The 21027-nt window shown below is 43.1% G+C and carries 10 protein-coding genes and 2 pseudogenes; 7 read left to right on the forward strand and 5 right to left on the reverse strand.

Translation table 11 applies throughout. From position 1 onward, the window contains the following. Nucleotides 1-67: 67 nt before the first annotated feature. Nucleotides 68-232 (forward strand): hypothetical protein, encoded by a 165-nt coding sequence (locus F7D73_RS14415; protein WP_153125807.1) that lies wholly within the window; start codon nucleotides 68-70, stop codon nucleotides 230-232. A gap of 153 nt (nucleotides 233-385) precedes the next feature. Here F7D73_RS14415 and F7D73_RS14420 read toward each other — a convergent pair whose 3' ends face one another. Beyond that, on the reverse strand, nucleotides 386-1837 hold the full coding sequence (locus F7D73_RS14420; protein ID WP_153125809.1) for a rhamnogalacturonidase: 1452 nt from the start codon (nucleotides 1835-1837) through the stop codon (nucleotides 386-388). A gap of 133 nt (nucleotides 1838-1970) precedes the next feature. Then, on the reverse strand, nucleotides 1971-6029 hold the full coding sequence (locus tag F7D73_RS14425; protein WP_153125811.1) for a hybrid sensor histidine kinase/response regulator transcription factor: 4059 nt from the start codon (nucleotides 6027-6029) through the stop codon (nucleotides 1971-1973). Nucleotides 6030-6281: 252 nt separating this feature from the next. Here F7D73_RS14425 and F7D73_RS14430 point away from each other — a divergent pair, with 252 nt between their 5' ends. The 4 genes and pseudogenes from F7D73_RS14430 (at nucleotide 6282) to F7D73_RS16265 (ending at nucleotide 14689) form a co-directional block, all read left to right on the forward strand. Further along, nucleotides 6282-9287: a SusC/RagA family TonB-linked outer membrane protein gene (locus tag F7D73_RS14430; protein ID WP_153125813.1), complete on the forward strand. Its 3006-nt coding sequence runs from the start codon at nucleotides 6282-6284 to the stop codon at nucleotides 9285-9287. A gap of 14 nt (nucleotides 9288-9301) precedes the next feature. Then, the gene (locus F7D73_RS14435) at nucleotides 9302-10999 is read left to right on the forward strand and encodes a RagB/SusD family nutrient uptake outer membrane protein (protein ID WP_228117759.1); all 1698 of its coding nucleotides are present in this window, start codon (nucleotides 9302-9304) and stop codon (nucleotides 10997-10999) included. Between the two features lie 117 nt (nucleotides 11000-11116). Continuing rightward, a pseudogene (locus F7D73_RS16260) lies at nucleotides 11117-12424 on the forward strand (family 43 glycosylhydrolase); the annotation flags it as partial. Further along, nucleotides 12410-14689: a glycosyl hydrolase 115 family protein gene (locus F7D73_RS16265; protein WP_228117763.1), complete on the forward strand. Its 2280-nt coding sequence runs from the start codon at nucleotides 12410-12412 to the stop codon at nucleotides 14687-14689. The pseudogene F7D73_RS16260 and the gene F7D73_RS16265, both read left to right, overlap by 15 nt. Before the next feature lie 68 nt (nucleotides 14690-14757). Here F7D73_RS16265 and F7D73_RS14445 read toward each other — a convergent pair. Next, a pseudogene (locus tag F7D73_RS14445) lies at nucleotides 14758-15099 on the reverse strand (ferrous iron transport protein B); the annotation flags it as partial. A 34-nt stretch (nucleotides 15100-15133) separates the two neighbouring features. Between F7D73_RS14445 and F7D73_RS14450 the strand changes: the two are divergent. Together F7D73_RS14450 and F7D73_RS14455 are read left to right on the forward strand one after the other, a co-directional pair. Then, entirely contained in the window at nucleotides 15134-15616 is a 483-nt protein-coding gene (locus F7D73_RS14450; RefSeq protein WP_153125815.1) for a carbohydrate-binding protein, read from the forward strand. 9 nt (nucleotides 15617-15625) lie between these two features. After that, nucleotides 15626-16966 carry a family 43 glycosylhydrolase gene (locus tag F7D73_RS14455; protein ID WP_153125817.1) on the forward strand — a complete coding sequence of 447 codons (1341 nt, stop codon included), beginning with the start codon at nucleotides 15626-15628 and terminating at the stop codon, nucleotides 16964-16966. Nucleotides 16967-17065: 99 nt separating this feature from the next. Here the strand turns inward: F7D73_RS14455 and F7D73_RS14460 are convergent, their stop codons facing one another. Together F7D73_RS14460 and F7D73_RS14465 are read right to left on the reverse strand one after the other, a co-directional pair. Next, entirely contained in the window at nucleotides 17066-18565 is a 1500-nt protein-coding gene (locus tag F7D73_RS14460) for a glycoside hydrolase family 30 protein (RefSeq protein ID WP_194256932.1), read from the reverse strand. Between the two features lie 33 nt (nucleotides 18566-18598). Next, nucleotides 18599-20989, reverse strand: coding sequence for a sugar-binding domain-containing protein (locus F7D73_RS14465; protein WP_153125821.1), 2391 nt, complete (start codon nucleotides 20987-20989; stop codon nucleotides 18599-18601). Between the last annotated feature and the right edge of the window lie 38 nt (nucleotides 20990-21027).

Below are 21027 nucleotides of genomic sequence, written 5' to 3' on the forward strand. Positions count from 1 at the left end.
ATATGGAAAAAGTTAAGGAAGTACCATACGGAGTGGCTGATTTTTTTGAGTATGCTCCACTCTTACTATGATTGTAACCAAAGCGCTAAGTTCCAATCACTATTATGGCATGTTGACCATCAAGGGCACGCGTGGCTCCAAACTGGTATTGGGGATTCCTAACAATAATGTCCGCAAGCAATATTACGGTTATCTGGAGGAAGAATATCAGGCAATATGCAGCTGCTCCTAGGGTAGAAGCTTTGCGTCAAGGTACCACTCTTCATAAGATCATTATGCAGTTTGAAGATATAAAAAAGCCCCTAGACTTCGATGAAAAAGTCTAGGGGCTTTTGCAGTTTTCTTTCAGTTATCTTTTACCTTTTTACCTTTTATTACCTCTATCTTACTTCTTGATGACCAGTTTGCTTCCTTTCTGAACATCCGCCTTGATATTGGTGATGCGCTCGTTCTTCACATCATCCAGCATGATGGCTGGGCGATAATCGGGCTTCATCGTAGTGAAGCTCACATTATCTACTTCTATGCCATCCACGTGGCGGGCGTAGAGACCGAAGGCTGGAGTTTCTTTTGCAAATCTGGGCTCAGGGTAGTTGGTGCCTTGTTCTCTATATTCCTTTTTCGCCAGTTCAGCCTTGCCACCGCCACGATATTGCATGCGGATATTGCTCAGCGAGATGTTGCGGAGTGGCTGACCAGGCATACCGGTAACGATGATGCCGGCAAGGGAATCTACATCGTTGGCAATGACATTGCTGATCATGATGTCGCGACCGGTAGAAACGGTGGTGCGCTCCTTAGGACCACGGTTTCGGCAACCGGTGGTAATGTAGATAGGGTAGTGGTGAACATGATTCATGGTGATATTATTCACCACGATATTCTCCATCAATCCCTGATCGACTTCCTCGAAAGCTAGACCGCTGCTATACATAAAGGTGCAGTTGCTCAAAGAAATATTCCTGTATCCGCCATTCGATTCCGTGCCGAGCTTGAAGCGGCCGCATACCCAGTTTACCTTTTCCGGAATATAAGTGCCATCCAGGAATGTGCCAAACTTGTAACCCGTAATCACACAGTTGGTAATGGCGATATGCTCTGTTAAAACCGGTTTCTTCAGGGCATAGGAACTTTTCAATACCAGGGCATCATCGTGAGGCGTATTGATTTTGCAGTTGCTGATAGTGAGATACTTGCAGCAGTCTATATCGAAGCCGTCACGATTGGTATCAATGATGACATTATCCACGGTGCCGAGTTCACATCCCGTTAGGATGATGCCGAAGTGACCGCCCCGATAGATGGTGACATCACGAATCAGGATATTACGGCATTGCTTCAGGGCGATGGCCTTATCGCCCGTTCCTATGTTGCCACCCTGTAGGTTACCGCCTTTTTCGGTATCTCTTCTGGTGAGACCTTCGCCATCAATCATACCTCTGCCTGTGATGGATACATCATTGGCGCCGATGGCATAGATGAGGCTGTTTTTAAAATAAGTATGTCCGCCGTCCTGATAAGCTGTGCCTTCAAAAACCTCAGCTTCATCATAGGCTTTCATCGAAGCCGGAGCTGCGAGAATCTTGGAACCTGCCATCAGATGCAGTTCCACATGGCTTTTCATACGGATGCTTCCGCAGAGATAAGTGCCGGCAGGCAGAACCACTCGTCCTCCACCATGAGCCACGCAGGAATCAATAGCGGTATTGATAGCATGATGGTCGAGAACCTTTCCGTTGCCGATGGCACCGAAATCTTTCACATTGTAGTCTTTTGCCTGCATGCTTGTCATTGCAAGCGCCAGGAGACATAAGAGTGTAGAAATTCTTTTTTTCATTGCTTTTTTGGATCGTTAGTTTTATATTTTTTGCACCTGAAAGCCTTGATGGACTTTCGGGTGCAAAGATAAGGATAAAATCTGAGATGAGTTATGAAAATCATTCAACTATTACTTATTTTCATTCATTATATCATTTGCCTTTCAGTATTTCTGATGGAGACTTGCCAAATTCCCGTTTAAAGCTCTCTCTGAAGTTGCCGAGGTTGTTGAAGCCTGCAAGTATGGCTACTTCTGCTATACTGTATTCACCCTTTTTCAGTAATGTCATACTATGTCGCAGTTTGGCTTTCTTGATATATTCGTTGGCACTCATTCCGGTCAGGGCTTTCACCTTACGATAGAAGGTAGAGTGACTCATAGCCATCTTGTCGGTCATAAATGCCATGTCTAAGTCATCGGTAGAGATATGATTCTCGATGAGCTTGTTCAGTTTCTCCAGGAACTTTTTATCCAGATTGCTGATCTGGCAGGTCATCGCATCTTCCTTTTCCTCGGTAGCTTTTTGGGATGTCTGCTGTTCATCGGCGGAAGTCTCGAATTGTGAGATATTCTTCTGTACGATGTAGTCTGCCAATCGCCTTCTTCCAGACAGGATATTTCTGATGCGGCTATGCAGCAGTTTTGCACTGAACGGCTTGGTAAGATAAGAATCAGCACCGCTGTCATATCCCTCTTCCTGGTCATTGATGCTGGTCTTTGCAGTCAGCAGGATGATAGGAATATGGCTGGTGCGAATATCTTCCTTCAATATATGAGTCATCTTGATGCCATCCATTTCCGGCATCATGATGTCGCTTACGATGATATCCGGTACTTTCGAGAAAGCCTGTTCCATTCCTTCCCTGCCATTGCAGGCTTGGATGATACGATAATCTTCGTGCAGCGACTCTTCGATATAAAGTCGAATATCAGCGTTGTCTTCCACGATGAGTAAAAGCGGACGGATATCTTCTGTTGGCTCTTTTGACGTGGTTTCGTTCTCTTCGGCATTTTCAGCCGTAGCCAAATCCTGATTATCATCCTTGTGAAGTGCCTCCGGGTAGGTGCGGTCTGCCTTGAGTGAGAAGGTAAACTTGCTTCCTCGTCCCTTTTCACTTTCAACAGTCAGTTCTGCTTGATGGAGAGTAGCCAGTGATTTCACCAGAGCCAAGCCGATACCTGTGCCGGAAGCCTGATGATTGCCGTTTTCCTGATAGTAACGGTCGCAGATGTGAGGCAGGGCATCTTTGTCTATGCCGTATCCCGTATCTTCTACTGCAATGGCTACAGTATTGTTTTCTGGCATCGTCAGCGATAAGGTGATGCTGCCTTCCGGAGTATATTTGATGGCATTCGACATCAGGTTATTGATAACCGTATTGATTACTTCTGAATCGAAATAAAGCTCAGGCACACCCGTTTGAATATTCAGACGGATATTGAGACGGCTATTCTGGTTGAGATCTTTGAATCGTACACCTATTTCGCTTACCAATGCTCCGAGATTTTCCTTGGCAACCGTCAATTTGCGGTTCTGGGTTTGCGTCTTTCTGAATTCCAGAATATCGTTGATGAGATTGAGGAGTCTTTCCGCGCTGGCATGGATGCATCCTATCTTATGATGCACTCTTTCTGCTATTTCCTTATCTTCCATCAAATCCTCCAGAGGTCCGAGAATGAGTGTGAGCGGAGTGCGAAGCTCATGGGTGATATTGGTAAAGAAGCGCAGTCTTTCCTCATTTACTTGCTGCTTTTGCTGACTTTCCCATTGGGTTTGTGCTAAGGAATTGCGGAGCAATAGCTCCTTTTGGTAGGAGCGCAAAAGATAGATGATGATAACTAAAGCCAAGAGAATATAGCCTAGTTTTGCCCACCAAGTAAGCCAAAATGGAGGAGTTACCACCACTTTCAGCTCAGCCGATGAGGCTTCATCCCAATCTTGGTTCTTGAGTTTCGCTCGGATAATAAAGGTGTATTTGCGGGGCTTGAGATTTCGGAAGGTAACATCCTTGTCGCCTTCTGTCTCATACCATTGGTCGTCCAATCCCTTCATCATGTAGGAATATTCCACCTTTCCCTCTTGCGAGAAATCCTTTGCCGTAAAGCTGATTTTAAAGGTGTTGTCGTCGTATTTCAGGCGTATCACTCCCTCTTCATTCGGAGAAATGAGGCGATGCAAGAATTGGTCGGACAATCTTCCAACTCTCTCGCAACCAATGATTTCTACTTGTGATACCGTCTTCTGCTCTGAAAGCAACTGTGGATTGAAATAACATACACCACTAGGAGAAGCAAAGTAGATGGTACCATCGGGTGTCATGGCTGCTGATGCTTCCTCAAAGTTGCCCATGGTGATACCGCTTTGGAAATCATAGTTGTAAAAGCGCTGTTTGTGTAAATCCAGACAAGCGATTCCAGAGAACATGCTTACCCAGATATTGCCTAGTTTATCTGCGCAAATGGCTCTGATATGGGTGTCTTTCAATCCTTGTCGCTCATCATATAGCTTGACGGATTTCGGCTTTAGAGAATTTTCAATGTATGCCAGTCCCTTGTAGGTGCCAATCCAAACTCCATTGTTGGAATCGATGAAAATCTGGTTGACCGAATTGCTTTTCAATCCATTTTGGTCATCTAAGTGAGCGATAAGTTTCTTGTGCTTGTTGAAAACAAATACGCCTTTGACCAAATTACCTATCCACATTTGACCGTATGAATCTTCTTGGATGGAGTAGATGACGCTATTGGTCATTCCCATCACTTTGTTCATCTCATTTTCTTTGTGTTCTATCCCATTTTGAATAGTATAAAGTCCATCTTCGCTTCCTATCCATATAGTTCCTTTCTTATCTTCATAAATGGCATGCACATCCAGCCCTTGTATGCGGAGATAATGGGTAAACTGCTGAGTATGAGGATTAAACTTCAAAGCTCCATTATCGTTGGTGCCAAACCAAATGTTGCCTTGGTGATCTTCAGTGAAGTTATAAACCATGGCAGAGGTATTGAAGAGATATTGGCTGAAATCCCAACGGTGGGTAACTTGTCCATTCTTATATTGGCAGATGAAATCGTCTTGTCCTATCCAGAGATATCCTTGGCGGTCACAAAAGATACCAAAAGTATTGGTGAGTGGCTGCTGCAAATCTCCTAAGGTATGGAAATCTGATGTGGATTGTGGGATGAAGTCGATGCCGCTGCTAAAGTTGCCAATCCATACGTTTCCAAAAGAATCTTGGATGATTCTTCTGGTATTGTTGGAAGACAGCCCACTGTTTTCCTTGGTGATTCGTTGAAAAGAGAGTTTTTCCGTATATGGATGCTGATAGCGATTGAGGTCGAGTATGCTGATGCCTCCTAAGTCTGATGCAATCCATAGCGTATGGTTATCCATCTCCATGATTTGATGGATATTGTCACCAGCAGGCGAATTGGGATTTTGCTCCTGTGGTTTAAATGTCCTAAATCTGCTAGATGTCTCATCGAATAGGGCTAATCCTAAGTTGGTTCCCACCCAGATGTTTTTCATGTGGTCAATACAGATGGAGCGAACGTTATTGCCAGGCAAGCTCTGCTCGTCCTTAGGATTGTGGCTGTAGAACTTCGTCTTTTTTGTCCTGAGGTTATAGACATACATGCCGTCCATTCGTAAGCCGATATACAAATGGTCATTCCCATCATCCATGATACATCTGATACCGTTCTTGATATTAGGGAAAAGTCGCTTAGGAAATGTCGTAAACTTTTGTGTATTGGCATTATAATGCTGTATGTCGCCGCTATAAAACGCTATCCAAATGCCTCCATCCGAGGAACCATGAATAGCGGAGACACTTTTCTGAAGCATTTCCTTTTGTTCTGAGAAGTGCTTAAAAGTTTGCGTTTTGCAATCAAAGACGTCTATCTTTCCGTTTTTGAACTGCATCCACACGGAGTTGCTTCCTTTGTCGTAACATAAATTGATGAACGAATCTTCTCCGATATTTGAGTTGCTGGTCTTGAAAATCGTGCATTTATTGCCTGCGATACGGTTCAATCCCGACTCTGTGGCAACCCAAAGGAATCCCTGTTCGTCCATAACCATGTCATTGACGAACTCATTGGATAAGCCTTCTCTCAAACCAATATTCAAGAAAGAATAACCTTCTTTAGCTGTCGATAAGGTGAATACTTCTATGAGGAGCCAGAGCAAGAATGTCAGTCTTTTCATCTTATTTCTGTATTTAGCGTTTTCTATAATCAGTCTTTTGTTTGTATGCAAAGTTACTTATTTTTTATGAGATTTGCAAGAAAAACTTCGTAAATGCTTGATTTTCGGCGAAGATTGACAGAAAAACGTTGCCAAGATTCTGATTGAACGTTTATCGGTGTGGTTTGACCGATAAAAAACCATCCTTTAGAAAAGAAACGACTACTTTTGCAACCAGAAACAACAATATTAATAACGAAAAATGAAAATCTTATGAAACGAAACGATTCTACATTGACGGCATTCTTGCTATGTATGGGAGTTTCCCTAGTTTCACCTAATTATCTATATGGTAAAGGTGAGGTGGCAATGAATATCATGCAACAAAGTCAAAAAATCACAGGAAAGGTAGTGGACTCCAATGGGGAACCTATTATAGGAGCCACTATCAAGATTGCAGGTACGAGTAACGGTACCATTACAGACTTAGATGGCAATTTCTTCTTGGATATGGCGCCTAAGGGTGTTTTGGAAATATCTTATGTGGGTTATCTTCCTCAGAAGGTAACGGTAAATTCTAATAAACCTTTGGACATTGTGCTTAGAGAAGATTCCAAGACCATTGACGAGGTGGTAGTAGTTGGTTATGGTTCTGTGAAGCGCAGTGACGTTACAGGATCAGTTTCTTCTTTGGATGCCTCTAGTATTACATCTGCCTCTCAAACCAATGCTGTAGATGCAATGCAAGGTAGAATCTCGGGTGTCAATATTACAAGAAATGCGGCTCGTCCTGGTGGTAGCTATAGTATTGTTGTGCGTGGTAAGAGTTCCATCAACAATAGCAACGAACCTCTTTGGGTGATAGATGGTATTCCTACTTCATCAGATGCCCGCGACTTGAACCCTGCTGACATAGAAAAGATTGATGTACTCAAGGATGCTTCTGCTACAGCGATTTATGGTTCCCGTGGTGCCAATGGTGTTGTTATCGTTACGACCAAACGTGGTAAGGAAGGTCATTTCAGTATCAATTATGATGGCTACTATGGTGCTCGTGTGGCTAGTCATCTGCCTGATATGATGAATGGAGACGAGTATGTCAAGTTCCGTACCGAATTGTTTAAGAATCTCGGTCGCAGCACCGATCGTACCAATGCAGAGTTCTTTACCCCAGAGGAGTGGGAGAGAATCGATAACAAGGACTATACCGACTGGATTGACTTGACGTTGCGTACAGGTCAGCAGTATAGTAATACGATTACCGCCTCAGGTGGTGATGCCAAAGGTACATTCTCTTTGGGGGTCGGACAGTTGCATGAGGAAGGTACGGTGAGAGACCAGGACTTCAATCGCTATAACCTCCATCTCAACGTGAATCGCAAGATTTTAAACTCTTGGGAGATGGGTGGTAGTCTCTATTTCACTTATAGTAAGCAAAATGCTGGAAGCTACGAGACGCTTCGCTCAGCCTATCGTCTTCCTCAAGTGGCATATCCATACGATGAAGAGGGCAATCTGGCATATCATGTGTTCCGTAATGATGGAACCACCAATCCTTTGTTGGAAAGCACTGCTGATGGCGAGCATCGTGAAACCAAGAGATATAGAATCTTTGGAAATGTCTATTTGCAATATAAACCAATCAAGGACTTGACGCTCAAGAGCCAGTTTGCGCCTCAGTACCTTTATAAGAGATATGGTGAGGTTGTGGGAAAGAATGCCAAGAATTCAACAGGCAAGGCTGCTGGAGTGACGGCAAAATACGATCAAACCAATTATTGGTCGTATGTATGGGATAACCAGATTACTTACGACAAGCAGTTGGATAAGCATCACCTGAACGCAAGCTTTGTACAGAGTATCCAGATGGAGCAATGGGAATATTCCAATCAAGCTGCCAAGGATTTCCCTTTCAACAGCTATTGGTATAACTTGGGTGCCGCAGGTTTGAGCAATCAGACGACTTCTTCTACCAATTATCAAAAGCGCACTTTGGCCTCCTTCTTGGCAAGAGTACAGTATTCTTTCAATGATCGCTATCTCTTGACTGTTTCTGGTCGTTATGATGGTTCTTCTCGCTTGGCTGATGGCAATAAGTGGTCGTTCTTCCCTTCTGCCGCTCTTGCTTGGCGTATCACAGAGGAAGATTTCATGAAGAGCGCTCCTGCTATCAGCAATCTGAAGTTGCGTCTTAGCTATGGTGTTACGGGTAATGATGCCGTATCTATCTATGGCACCCAGTCGGGTATCTCTCGATTGAACTATGATTATGGTGGCAATGTGATCTCGGCTTATTACAAGAATGGACTTGCCAATAAAAACTTGTCATGGGAGAAGACGCATGAAATCAATGTGGGTCTGGATTTCGGTTTTTTCAACAATCGTATCAACGGTGCCATTGATGTTTATCAGCGTGATGCCAAAGACTTGATTATGAAGAGAAATATCCCTAAGACCACAGGTTGGTCGTCTGTTTGGGATAATATCGGATGGGTAAGAAACCGTGGTGTTGAAATCGGCTTGAACACTGTGAATATCCAAGGCAAGGATTTTGGATGGGAAACCAACATCACTTTCTCTAAGAATACGAACAAAATCGTAGAACTCTATAATGGAAAGCAAGACGACGTGGCCAACAAATGGTTTATAGGTAAGCCTCTGGATGTGAACTACGATTATGTATTTGATGGAATCTGGCAAACGGACGAAGCTGAGTTGGCAAAGAAATATGGTCAGACTCCTGGTCAGGTGAAGGTGAAAGATTTGGATGACAATGGTATCATCAACTCTGATGACAAGCAAGTCATCGGCCAGCGTTCTCCAAAGTGGATAGGAAGTATCACCAATACATTTACTTACAAGAACTTTGACTTCTCTGTGTATCTCTATACGCAGCAGGGTGCTCAGTTGCAAGATGCCTTTATGTCGGCTTACATGACATACGAAGGCAACTACAAGCAGGTGAATGTAAACTATTGGACAAAAGAAAATCCATCCAATAAATATCCGCAACCAGGCAATAAGGGCAAGTATTACGATGCCATGCGCTATGTGGATGTTTCTTTCGTGAGAGTGGGTAGCATCACTTTAGGCTATAATTTGCCAAAGTCTTGGTTGGAGAAGATCAATGTCAAGCATGCTCGCTTGTATGTCACCACCAATAACCCATTTACCTTTACCTCTTATAAAGGATTTGACCCAGAGTGGGCTACCCAGAATACTTGGGGTACAGCCACTGGATATACTACCTATTTGATAGGTGCAAAAGTAGAATTTTAAATAGAAGACTCATTATGAAAAAGATTAATTTATATATCGTCGGTGCTTGTTTGGTACTGGGAATGACTTCTTGCGACGGATTCCTCGATGAGGAAAACCTAAGTAATGTCAATTCTGAGCAATATTTTCAAGAAAAGGAAGGCTATGAAAGTTTGGTTAATGCTTCTTATGCTACCTTGCGCTCTATCTGGAAGAATGAACCTTGGTTGTTCAACTTGGGTGTGGATATCTATACCCGTGGAGAGAGTGAGCTGGTTAGCGGTAGCTATGGCAATCGTGACGTATATAGCAGCGAACTGAATGAATATGCTACGCTGGATGCCCAAAATAGTTATGTAAGCGATTTTTATACGAATGCTTACTATGGCATTCAAGTATGCAATACCGCCATCAATAAGTCGACTTCTGTGGCTGGTATGTCTGAGAATGCGGTTAAGCAACGTTTGGCGGAAGTTCGTTTCTTGCGTGCTTATTATTACTATCTGTTGGTGGAGCAGTTTGGAGATGTGGCGATTGTTACAGACGAGATTAATTCTCCTATAACCGAATTTTCACGTACTCCAGAGAAGGAAGTTTATTCCTTTATCTTGAGTGAATTGAACGACATTGTTGGGGTGTTGCCTTCCAAGCAAGATGAGTATGGACGTGCCACGCAGGGGGCTGCCAAGCATTTGATGGCATTGGTTTATCTTACCCGTGGTTACAAGTCATATGCAGAGTCAAATGATTTCTCTCGTGCTGCATCTTTGGCAGATGAGGTCATCAATGGTGGACAGTATGCTTTGCAGCCAACATTCACTGATGTATTTGCTACAGGTAATGAAAAAAACAGTGAAATCATCTTCTCTGTGCAATATGATGGCTCTTCTTTTGGTAGCCAATATGGTGGTAATGGACAACAGAATCTCTATGGATTTGAATTGTGGACAAAAGTGGTGTCTGGCTTTGAACAAGGTAACTTAAAGTATGGCTGGAAGAAAAATCAGTTCATGCCAACTCAGTTCTTGTATTCACTTTATGATACTTCTGTTGATAGCCGTTATGATGCAACCTTCAAGAGTGAGTTCTATGCCACACGAGCAGATGCTAGCATTGGTTTGAAGGAAGGCGATTTACGTTTGTATTTCCCAAAATATGACCAGCCTTTTACCCAGCAGGATTCCTTGGCACTCATGAGTCAGCATCCTAATGCCATCATTGTTACAAAGGATAGATGGAAGCAAGATATTGAGCATGTAGGTGGTTCTGGTATGTGTCCGATGATATGGAAGTTCTATGATCCAAATTCTTCTTATCCTTCCAATAACACTTCTTATACTAGCACTAAGGACATCTTCCTCTTCCGTTTGGCAGATACTTATCTCTTAGCTGCCGAGGCTTATTATAAACTGGGTGATAGCCAAAAGGCAGCCGACCGCATCAATAAAGTTCGTGAGCGTGCAGCCTTGGAAGGACATGTGAAGGATATGGACATTGAGGCTTCTGATGTGAACATCGACTTTATCTTGGATGAACGTGCTCGCGAGATGGCTGGTGAGTATAACCGTTGGATGGACTTAAAACGCACTGGCAAGTTGATAGAGCGTACATTGAAGTATAACAATCTTGCTGCCAAGATAAATAAAATGGATGAGCATATTGTGGTCCGTCCGATTCCTCAGTCTGTAATCGACCAGACCACAGGGAATTTTAAACAGAATACCGGGTATTAGTTTGTAATTGTTTTTGGGTTTGTAAGGGAGCAAGATAGCATTCTTGTTCCCTCTCCTTATTTTTTAGTAACTTATCGTATGGATAATATGAATAAAATTTTTGATAAAATAGCTTGCATGCTTTTATGTTTATGGATTTGTTCCTTTTCTTCGAGCATATTGGCACAAGAACAAACTTCGCTCATTGTGAATGGTGTGCCTTGGTATGACCAAAATCATCTACCGGTGAATGCCCATGGAGCTGGCATCATCCAAGACAATGGAAAATATTGGCTTTTTGGCGAATATAAGAGCGATACCTCCAATGCCTTCCCTGGATTTGGATGTTATTCTTCCGAGGATTTAGTAAACTGGCACTTTGAAAGAGTGGTACTTCCTGTGCAGAAAGATGGTATCTTGGGGCCTAACAGAGTGGGTGAGCGAGTGAAGGTGATGCGTTGTCCTAAAACCGGAATGTATGTGATGCTGATGCACGCTGATGACTTGAAATATATGGATCCGCATATCGGCATCGCTACTTGCAAGACCATCAATGGTGACTATCAACTGAGAGGAACACTTCAATATAAAGGACAACCCATCAAACGATGGGACATGGGCGTTTTTCAGGATGAGGATGGCAAAGGCTATCTTCTTACCCATCACGGACCGATTTTTCGTTTGAGTGATGATTATCTCAGTGTGGATACGATGATAGCCAATGTAAAGGGCATGGGAGAATCGCCTGCCATGTTTAAGAAAAATGGAATGTATTATCTCTTGACTTCCAACTTGACCAGTTGGGAGCGTAATGACAATTATTATTTCACTGCAACGAACATTGCTGGACCTTGGAAGAAGCAAGGTGTATTCTGCCCAGAAGAAACTTTGACATGGAATTCCCAAAGTTCTTTTGTCTTGATGCTTCCAGACGGCACCCCTATGTATATGGGCGATAGATGGTCTTATCCTCATCAGGCTTCTGCCGCCACATACGTGTGGATGCCGTTGCAAGTAGCAGGCGATAAACTCTCCATTCCTGCTTATTGGCAGTCTTGGAATATACAGAAGATGAAATCGGAGGATATATTGAACCAAGCCATCTATAAGAAACCGTTTCTTTTGAATAGTAATCAGGCGGGTAAGTCTGTAAGCCTGGATTTCGTTGGTACGCATGTGGCAGTAGTCGGCAGAACGGATGCCCATGGTGGCTATGCCTTGGTTTCTGTATTGAATCATAAGAAGGATACCGTCTATTCTTCTTTGATAGATTTCTATAGTAAGGTGCCACAAGAGGGTATTCGGGTGATAACTCCAAAGCTCTCTTATGGACAATATACCTTGGAGATAAAGGTGACGGGCGAAAGACCTAACTGGTCGGATAAGCGAAAGAGCTTGTATGGTTCGGATGATTATTTCATAAATACCAATATGGTATATGTCTTTGGTAAGAAAGCTGGGGATTTTCGCATCCAAGCAGGTGAGGAAATCAATATTCAGTGTGACACTTCTACCGTGGAACCTGTTGTCAAATCAGCTATCCGTATGTTTGCTGAGGATTGCAAGGATGTATTGGAATCTTCAGTTGTGGTCACTCCCAAAACTGGTGATATATTATTGCATATTGATAGCAAGCTTCTGAAAGGTAAGAAAGAAGCTTTTAAGATTGCGGTAAAAGATGGAAAAATCATTGTGACAGGAAGTGATAATCATGGTTTGGCTTATGGCTTGTTGGAGATATCTCGTTTATTAGGGGTGTCTCCTTGGAAATGGTGGGCTGATGCTATGCCCAAGAAAAAGAGTTCTTTTACCTTGACGGATGGCTATGCGGATGAGCAATCTCCTTCTGTGGAATATCGTGGCATATTTATCAATGATGAAGATTGGGGAATGATGCAATGGTCAAGTCTAAACTACGAGCCTTGGTATAAACCTGGTCGTATTGGACCCAAGACTAATTCTCGCATATTCGAGTTGCTGCTCCGACTGCGTGCTAATACATTTTGGCCTGCTATGCATGAATGTACTGTTCCGTTCTTTCTTACCAATGGTAATCGGGAAGTGGCTGCGCAATATGGCATTTATATAGGAAGTTCGCACTGTGAACCCATGGCATGTAATGCTAACGGCGAATGGAGAAGTAGAGGCAGCGGGGAGTATGACTATGTACATAATGATAGCAATGTTTATCGTTTTTGGGAAAATCGAGTAAAGGATGTGGCTCATCAACCGATACTTTATACGATTGGTATGCGTGGTGTGCATGATGGAGCTATGAACGGTGCAAAGACGCTTGATGAGCAGAGACAAGTTCTGGAAAGAGTATTTAAGGACCAGCGTCAACTGCTTGCCCAATATGTGAATAGTGATGTGACAAAAATTCCGCAAGTGTTTATTCCTTATAAAGAGGTGTTGGATGTTTATCGATCAGGGCTTCATGTTCCTGATGATGTCTGTCTCATGTGGTGTGATGACAACTATGGCTATATACGCCACATGCCTACAGTGGAAGAACGTTCACGCAAGGGAGGAAATGGTATTTATTATCATGTTAGTTATTGGGGGCGTCCTCATGACTATCTATGGCTTGGTACTTTTTCACCAGCTCTTATGTTTCAGCAGATGTCTTCTGCTTACGAAAATGGCATACAGAAAATGTGGATATTGAATGTTGGAGACCTTAAGCCTGCTGAATACCAAATAGAAATGTTTTTGGATATGGCTTGGAATCTGGATCATGTAAGAAAACAAGGAGTAAAAGGACATCTTACGGATTTCCTTTGTCGTGAGTTTGGAGATAAGATAGGTAAGGAGTTGTCTCCAATCATGAGGGAGAGTTATAGGTTGGCTTTTATTCGGAAGCCAGAATTTATGGGCAATACTCGTGAAGAAGAGTATCACACTAATTACTATCGTATTGTACGTGATATGCCGTGGAGTTTAGAGAAAATCCAAAAACGCCTTGCAGAGTATGGAACTATAGAGAAAAATGTGGAGGAAATCTTTAGAAAGATTCCGAATGACCAAAAAGACACCTATTTCCAATTGGTCAAATATCCTGTACAGGCTGCTGCTGAGATGAATAAGAAAATGCTTTTCGCCCAGCAAGCTCGACATGGACTTTGTTCTTGGGAGAAAAGTGATGCAGCTTTCGATAGTATTTCTGCACTAACTCGGCGTTATAATACTGGGTTCTATAATCAGGGCAAATGGCAAAGAATGATGGATTTTCAACCTCGAAGGCTCCCTGTCTTTGAACCGGTAGAAAGAAGCTCTTCTAAAGAGGCGTTATGCAAAGAACCGCAATATATAGCTTGCTTTTCGGGTGCAGATAGTAAACAAGGTTCTTTTGAATCTTGTGAAGGATTAGGATATGAAGAAAAGGCTATCAAGACTAAAAAGGGGAAAAAGGTCAGATTTGATTTTGAGTGCGATGCAATGGATTCTGTTGTCGTAGAAATTCGAATGATTCCAACTCATTCACTGTCGGGAAATCAGCTTAGATTCCAAATTTCATTAGATAAACAAACTACACATATTATAGATTATGCTACTCAAGGGAGAAGTGAAGAGTGGAAAGAGAATGTTCTATGGAATCATGCTATACGAAGGGTCGTATTACCGATTGGAAACAAAAAGAGGCATCAATTGACTTTTTTGCCTCTTGATGAAGGAGAAATTCTAGATCAGATATACATTTTGAAAAACTAAAAAATCCCCCGAAGAAAGAGAACACTCTCTTTCTTCGGGGAAATTTACTTTTTATCGTTGTATCCTTTTTACAGGAACAAACTTCCTATCTGGAAGACCAGGGCTGATACTACCCATGCCAAGAGGGTGGTGTAGCCGGCGGCAAAGCCTGCCCATTTCCAACTACCCGTCTCGCCCTTGATGGCGGCAATCGTGGCGATACAAGGGAAGTACAAGAGTACGAAGAGCAAGAAACAGTAGGCAGTGAGCGTAGCCTTGGCTGAAGCCTCGGTATCACTATATCCGTAGGTCTGCTTGAGGTCGGAAGTCATCTGCTTCTTCAAAACCTCGTACTTGCCATCCTCGTCATTGTAGTCTTGGTCATCGCTGAAACTGTCGTTGTTGCTGTAGAGCACGCCCATCGTTGAGGCTTTTGATACGGCACCTAAGTCAGACCAAAAGGCCTTGAGGGTTGGGGCAGGTGAAACATTATTGGTTCGTTGCGAGGCTATCGATGAAGATGAGCCTTCTGTAATTTATCAGGCTGAGAATGCAGTATTGAGTAGTGGAGCAGAACATGCTTACTCCATTGACGGCATTGGCTTTGGAGGTAATGGCTTTGTTCGTTTGCCTGCTTTTGAAGGGGCTAATGTTTGCTGGAAAAGCGTAAACGGAAAGAATGGTGGCGAGAAGACTCTTCGCATCAGATATTCAAATGGCAGTTGTCAGGATGTGAATGCCTTGCTTTTCGTTAATGGCAAGTTGAGCACGGTGAAGTTGAAAAAGACTGGTGGTTGGGACAAATATCAATATGCAACAGTCAAGGTGAATTTGGCAGCGGGAACAGCTAATGAACTGAAGCTGGAGTCACGAGGTAATTTCCAACGAATCAATAGAGTAGTTTATCCTTTATGTGCTGGATATATAGATGAGTTTCAAATCTTTTAATGTTATGGGATGAAAAGATTGTTTTTAATATATTTGTATTCTTTGATAGCTTGTTGGACTTATGCCCTGCAAGCTGTTAACAATGGCATCCCTTGGTATGATCAGAATCAGAATCCGGTGAATGCCCATGGTGCCGGCATCATCAGGGATGGCGGAAAGTATTGGCTCTTTGGAGAATATAAGAGTGATACTTCCAATGCCTTTCCAGGCTTTGGATGCTATTCTTCTGACGACCTGGTGAACTGGAAATTCGAGCGTGTGGTCCTGCCGGTACAGAAGGACGGCATCCTCGGTCCTAATCGAGTGGGTGAGCGAGTGAAGGTGATGAAGTGTCCTAAGACGGGCGAGTATGTGATGCTGATGCATGCGGATGACTTGAAGTATAATGACCCGCATATCGGTATCGCTACTTGCAAGACCATCAATGGTGATTATCAGTTGAGAGGTACGCTCCAATACAAGGGGCAACCTATCAAGCGTTGGGATATGGGAGTTTTTCAGGATGAAGATGGCAAGGGCTATCTGCTTATTCATCATGGACCTATCTATAGGCTGAGTGATGATTATCTCAGCGTGGATACGATGATAGCCTATGTTGGTGGAATGGGTGAATCGCCTGCCATGTTCAGGAAGAATGGCATGTATTATCTGCTTACTTCCAATCTTACCAGTTGGGAGCGTAACGACAATTACTATTTTACGGCTACGAATATCGCAGGCCCTTGGAAAAAACAGGGCTTGTTCTGTCCGGAAGGTTCTCTGACATGGAACTCACAAAGTACATTTGTGTTGATGCTTCCTGATGGTACCCCGATGTATATGGGCGACAGATGGTCTTATCCTCATCAGACTTCAGCTGCGACTTATGTGTGGTTGCCCATGCAGGTAAATGCAGAGAAACTCTCTATACCTTTTTATTGGCAATCATGGGATGCTGAAAAAGTGAAATCTCATGACGTTCTGAAATATGCAAGGCATAGGAAACCACTTCTTCTGTATTCTAATGAAGCTGGTAAGTCTGTGAAAACGAATTTCAAGGGTACGCATGTGGCTGTAGTTGGCAAGACAGATAATCATGGTGGCTATGGTTTGGTTTCTGTATTGAATACGCATGGAGATACTGTATATTCCAGTTTGATAGATTTTTACAGTAAAGTACCGCAGGAAGGTATTCGGGTTATTACGCCCCAAATGCCTTATGGAAAATATACCTTGGAGGTGATGGCTACTGGCGAAAAAGCCAATTGGTCGGATAAAAGAAAGAATCTATATGGATCGGATGATTCTTTTGTGCAGACAAGTCAATTTTATGTATATGGCTGTAAATCTAGAAAAAGTAAGAGAAGGTAATGAGTGGATTGATTGATTGCTGCTCTCCGTAGGGTGATTTATCAGTAACAAATAGTTTAGGGGTTGTAGGATTTTTCCCACAACCCCTAAACTATTTATTTATTCTATCACATTCGTTAGGAATGAATGGGGTAAACTCTGTATATTCAGATATTTCTTGCCTATCTTTACTGTTAGCTTGGCAGGCTTATCTGTGAAATTACCTGCGGTAACGATGTATTGGCCTGTTTTGGTCTTGAATACCACAACGGGAGTTTTACTATAGTCACGACCGGCGTATGCCAGCATTTCGGTGCCTTCTTTTACAAAATGGCTGAAGTGCTTATAGGCATAGTATTCTGCAGTATAGCGCATCTTTCTGGTTTTACTATCTACTTGTATAAGAGCGTTCTGTGTCCATCCCCATGGAGAGATACCGTTATCTTTCAGGATGAAGTTCCAGTTGTAATATTCATCGCAACCATTTCCCAGGTTATCGGAAAGAAGGAAGAATGTGTGCTCGCCAGCTTTCCAGTCCATGCTGCCGTTTCCACATTCGCTTTCGCTTACCATAAATCGATGGTTAGGATAGCGTTGGCGCATCTGTGGCAGGTTATTGCGGCATTCCCATTGCGTTCCTATTCCCTTCACGTTAGCTTGTAAAGTCTTATTATCAAGAATCTTTTCTACGTAATCCAGGCGGTTGGTGTTGAATGTACCTATCCACAACTCTACCTCAGGATGCTTCTTGGCAAGGGTTGGAGCCAGATATTCATTATTGAAGCGCAAGGTTCCTTCTGCTGTCCATGCACAACCGGGGTATGGAGTGTATGAGTAAGCCTCGTTCTGATACATCACCTTGGTGATAGGGAGTCCTTCTTCCTTGTAGAGTTCGATGAAGCGGCAGAACATGTTGGCGTAGCATTGCAGATAACGTGGATCTTGGATAAAGAAGTCTTGGGTGGCGAGACGGCGAGGAAATACGCCATTGCGGTCGCCAAAAAGTTTCATCTCATCTGCATCCACCTGTTTGCCGTCGTCCATATATAAGAGATAGCTCTGGCGAGGATCCATCTTGTTGGTCTTGTTAGGAGATACAGGGTAATCGTTATTGATTTTCATCCATGTAGGAGGGCTCCATGGACTCATGAATAATTGCAGGTTAGGCTGGTATTTTTGTGCGGCATGTGCCAAGGGGATAATGTTACGTTTGTCGTGCTCGATGTTGAAATACTTGAGAGAGAAATCACCATTTACCTCAGAGCAACTGTACCATTCACGCGCATAGTCGTTGGCATTCATGGAAACTCTTCCGTGGGTAAACTTCAAATCGCCCTGAGGATCAAAGATATTGAACATCACTTCGTCTTGCTCTTTACGGGACAGCAGATTGAATGCATCCCAATCGAGTTCGTTAAAGGTGGTTCCGAATGCTACAAACTTAGTACCGCTACTTAGTGCATTTACTTCTGCCACAACTTTATTTTCGGCTTTTGCCGAAAGAACAGTCTTTGCTTTTACCCATGAAGAGGTTTTTGTGGTGGTGAAGGTTGTAACTTTCTGTGCCCAAGTGCTCGAACTGAGCACGAGGGCAATTGTAGTAAAAATTTTTGTTTTCATTTTTGCTTTCATTTTTATTGTTTATTCTTTTCTTTATTTTATCCTTAAAGAAACTGTGGCTCCCTTGATGCCATCAGCCTTAATGCTTAATGCTGCCTTGCCTTTCTTGTGACTACTGCGCACTATTACCAAGGCTCTACCTTTCCAAGTCTTATGAGTATTGTTTACATAGCTGTCTGTATCTTTGATATTGGCATTACCCATAGCTGCTAGAGAGCCTTGTCCGGTAACTGCTGCAGACAGTTTGATTTCTGCGTTCGGACAGAGATTTCCATTCTTATCAATGACTTCCACTTGTACGAAAGCTAAATCTTCGCCATTGGCAATCATATCCTTATTTTCTGCTGTAAGGCGGATGGCTGCAGGTGCTGAGGCTGAAGAGAGAGTTTTGGATTCCTTGATGGTTCCATTTTCAATTCCTTCAACCTTAAGGGTTCCCTCTTGATAAGGAATGGTAAATACAGCCTTCATCTCTGTATTCCTATTTACAGCCTTTTCTCCGATTAAATGGTCATCTAAATATAGGCGAACGATGGGATATCTGCTATATACTTCTACCTCAATGTTCTTGCCTTCCCATCCTGGCCAGTTCCAACTTTCCCAGGTAGGCCATACTGCCCAGAGACCAGTATTGATCTTACCTTTGTAGCCATCTGGTTCCTTCACGGCTAGGTAAAGTTTCTCGGTATCGTTATAGAGCATGCTGCGATAATGTGAGATTGGCTTTCTCCATCCAGTAAGGTCGATGTCACCGCAATAGGCTGCATGCCAAGGGAAGAGAGGGCGATGGTAATGTTCGCCTGGTACATCTCCATCATACCACCATCTGCCGATACCTGATTCTCCGATGTAGTCTATGGATGTCCATACGAAGTCACCGATGATGTAATCCAGGTCGTTCACCAAAGTCCAGTTTTTGAATGCATCCTTAGGATAGGATTCTGTTTGCCACATCACTCTGTTGGGAACTCGTTTGTGATCCTCCTCGTGCTTGTGTATCATATAGTTATAGCCTACGATGTCGTGCTCGGCAGCCAAAGGGTCATAGATTTCCCAGTCTTTGTCCCAAGAGGCAAGGGCCGATGTGATTGGCCGATTGTCGTATTCTCTTATTTTGTTGGCTAGTTTGCGCGCGGTGGTAATAACTTCCAGTTTCTTGCGTTCTATTACCTCGTTTCCTATACTCCAGGCAATGATTGAAGGGTGGTTGATGTCGCGCAGTACCATACCTTCAACATCTTCTTGCCAGTATTTGTCGAACAGTGTTGAGTAATCATGCTTATTCTTGGCATCGCGCCAACCATCAAAAGCTTCATCTATAACCAGAAGTCCTAGGCTGTCGCAAGCATTGAGAAACGCTTCAGAAGGAAGGTTGTGAGAGGTACGGACTGCATTGAAGCCAGCTTCTTTCATCAGTCTTGCTTTTCTTGCTTCGGCACGGTCAAAGGCTGCTGCTCCAAGGATACCATTGTCGTGGTGCAGGCAGCCACCCGTAATGTTGAGTTTTTTACCATTGAGTAAGAATCCCTTGTTGGAATATCTGATACTGCGGATACCAAACTTCTGACTATAGTTATCTATTACCTTGTTGTTCTCGCAGATGGAGATTTGGGCTTCGTAAAGATGTGGAGAAGTCAGGTTCCACAATTTTGGAGATTTTACATGCAACAGCTGTTTTACCCGCTGCTCGCTGTTGGCTGCAATGGTAACTATTGTGTTGGCTTGAGAAGTCCCAGACAGTTGGGTTACTACTTTAATCTTTTTGTTATGGTTGGTTTCGTTCTTAACCAGGGTGTTTATTTCTACAGTAGCTTCTGTATCAGAAATCTGAGGTGTATGAATCTGCACGCCCCAATTGCCGATATACAGTTTAGGGGTATGGATGAGCCATACATGTCGGTAGATTCCTGAGCCAGAATACCATCTGCAGTTCTTTTGCTGTGAATTATCTACTCTTACAGCGATTATATTTTTTTTGCCGGGAATGATGGCTTGTGTCGCATCGCAGAAGAATGAGGTGTACCCATAAGGATGACCACCTACTAACTTACCATTGATATATATGGATGAGTTCATGTAGATGCCCTCGAAATAGAGAAAGATTTTTTCCCCTTTCATTGATGCAGGCACAACACATTCTTTGCGATACCATCCGATGCCTGTAGGATAATAGCCGCCATCGTTGCCTGCAGGAGCATCTTTGTCTATTTGTTGCTCTATGCTCCAGTCGTGTGGCAGAGTCAGCGTTCTCCACTTAGAGTCATCAAACGAAATATTACTGGCTTTAGGGTTATCTCCTAACGAGAATCGCCAAGTTGCGTCCAATAAGAACTTTCTTGCATTTTGTGCTGCAGTAGCTGTTGGAGAACAAAGCCATGTAATACTCGCTAATAATAGCGTTAAAATGATTTTTCTTTTTTCCATTGTTAGTCTATTGTTATTTTTGTTACGATTTCGTGTGC

The organism is Segatella copri (assembly GCF_009494395.1).
Lineage (GTDB): Bacteria > Bacteroidota > Bacteroidia > Bacteroidales > Bacteroidaceae > Prevotella.

Coding starts and splice junctions, on each gene's coding strand:
- F7D73_RS14415 (WP_153125807.1), top strand. CDS start 68: ATGATTGTAACCAAAGCGCTAAGTTCCAATCACTATTATGGCATGTTG.
- F7D73_RS14420 (WP_153125809.1), bottom strand. CDS start 1,837: ATGAAAAAAAGAATTTCTACACTCTTATGTCTCCTGGCGCTTGCAATG.
- F7D73_RS14425 (WP_153125811.1), bottom strand. CDS start 6,029: ATGAAAAGACTGACATTCTTGCTCTGGCTCCTCATAGAAGTATTCACC.
- F7D73_RS14430 (WP_153125813.1), top strand. CDS start 6,282: ATGAAACGAAACGATTCTACATTGACGGCATTCTTGCTATGTATGGGA.
- F7D73_RS14435 (WP_228117759.1), top strand. CDS start 9,302: ATGAAAAAGATTAATTTATATATCGTCGGTGCTTGTTTGGTACTGGGA.
- F7D73_RS16265 (WP_228117763.1), top strand. CDS start 12,410: ATGGTATATGTCTTTGGTAAGAAAGCTGGGGATTTTCGCATCCAAGCA.
- F7D73_RS14455 (WP_153125817.1), top strand. CDS start 15,626: ATGAAAAGATTGTTTTTAATATATTTGTATTCTTTGATAGCTTGTTGG.
- F7D73_RS14460 (WP_194256932.1), bottom strand. CDS start 18,565: ATGAAAACAAAAATTTTTACTACAATTGCCCTCGTGCTCAGTTCGAGC.
- F7D73_RS14465 (WP_153125821.1), bottom strand. CDS start 20,989: ATGGAAAAAAGAAAAATCATTTTAACGCTATTATTAGCGAGTATTACA.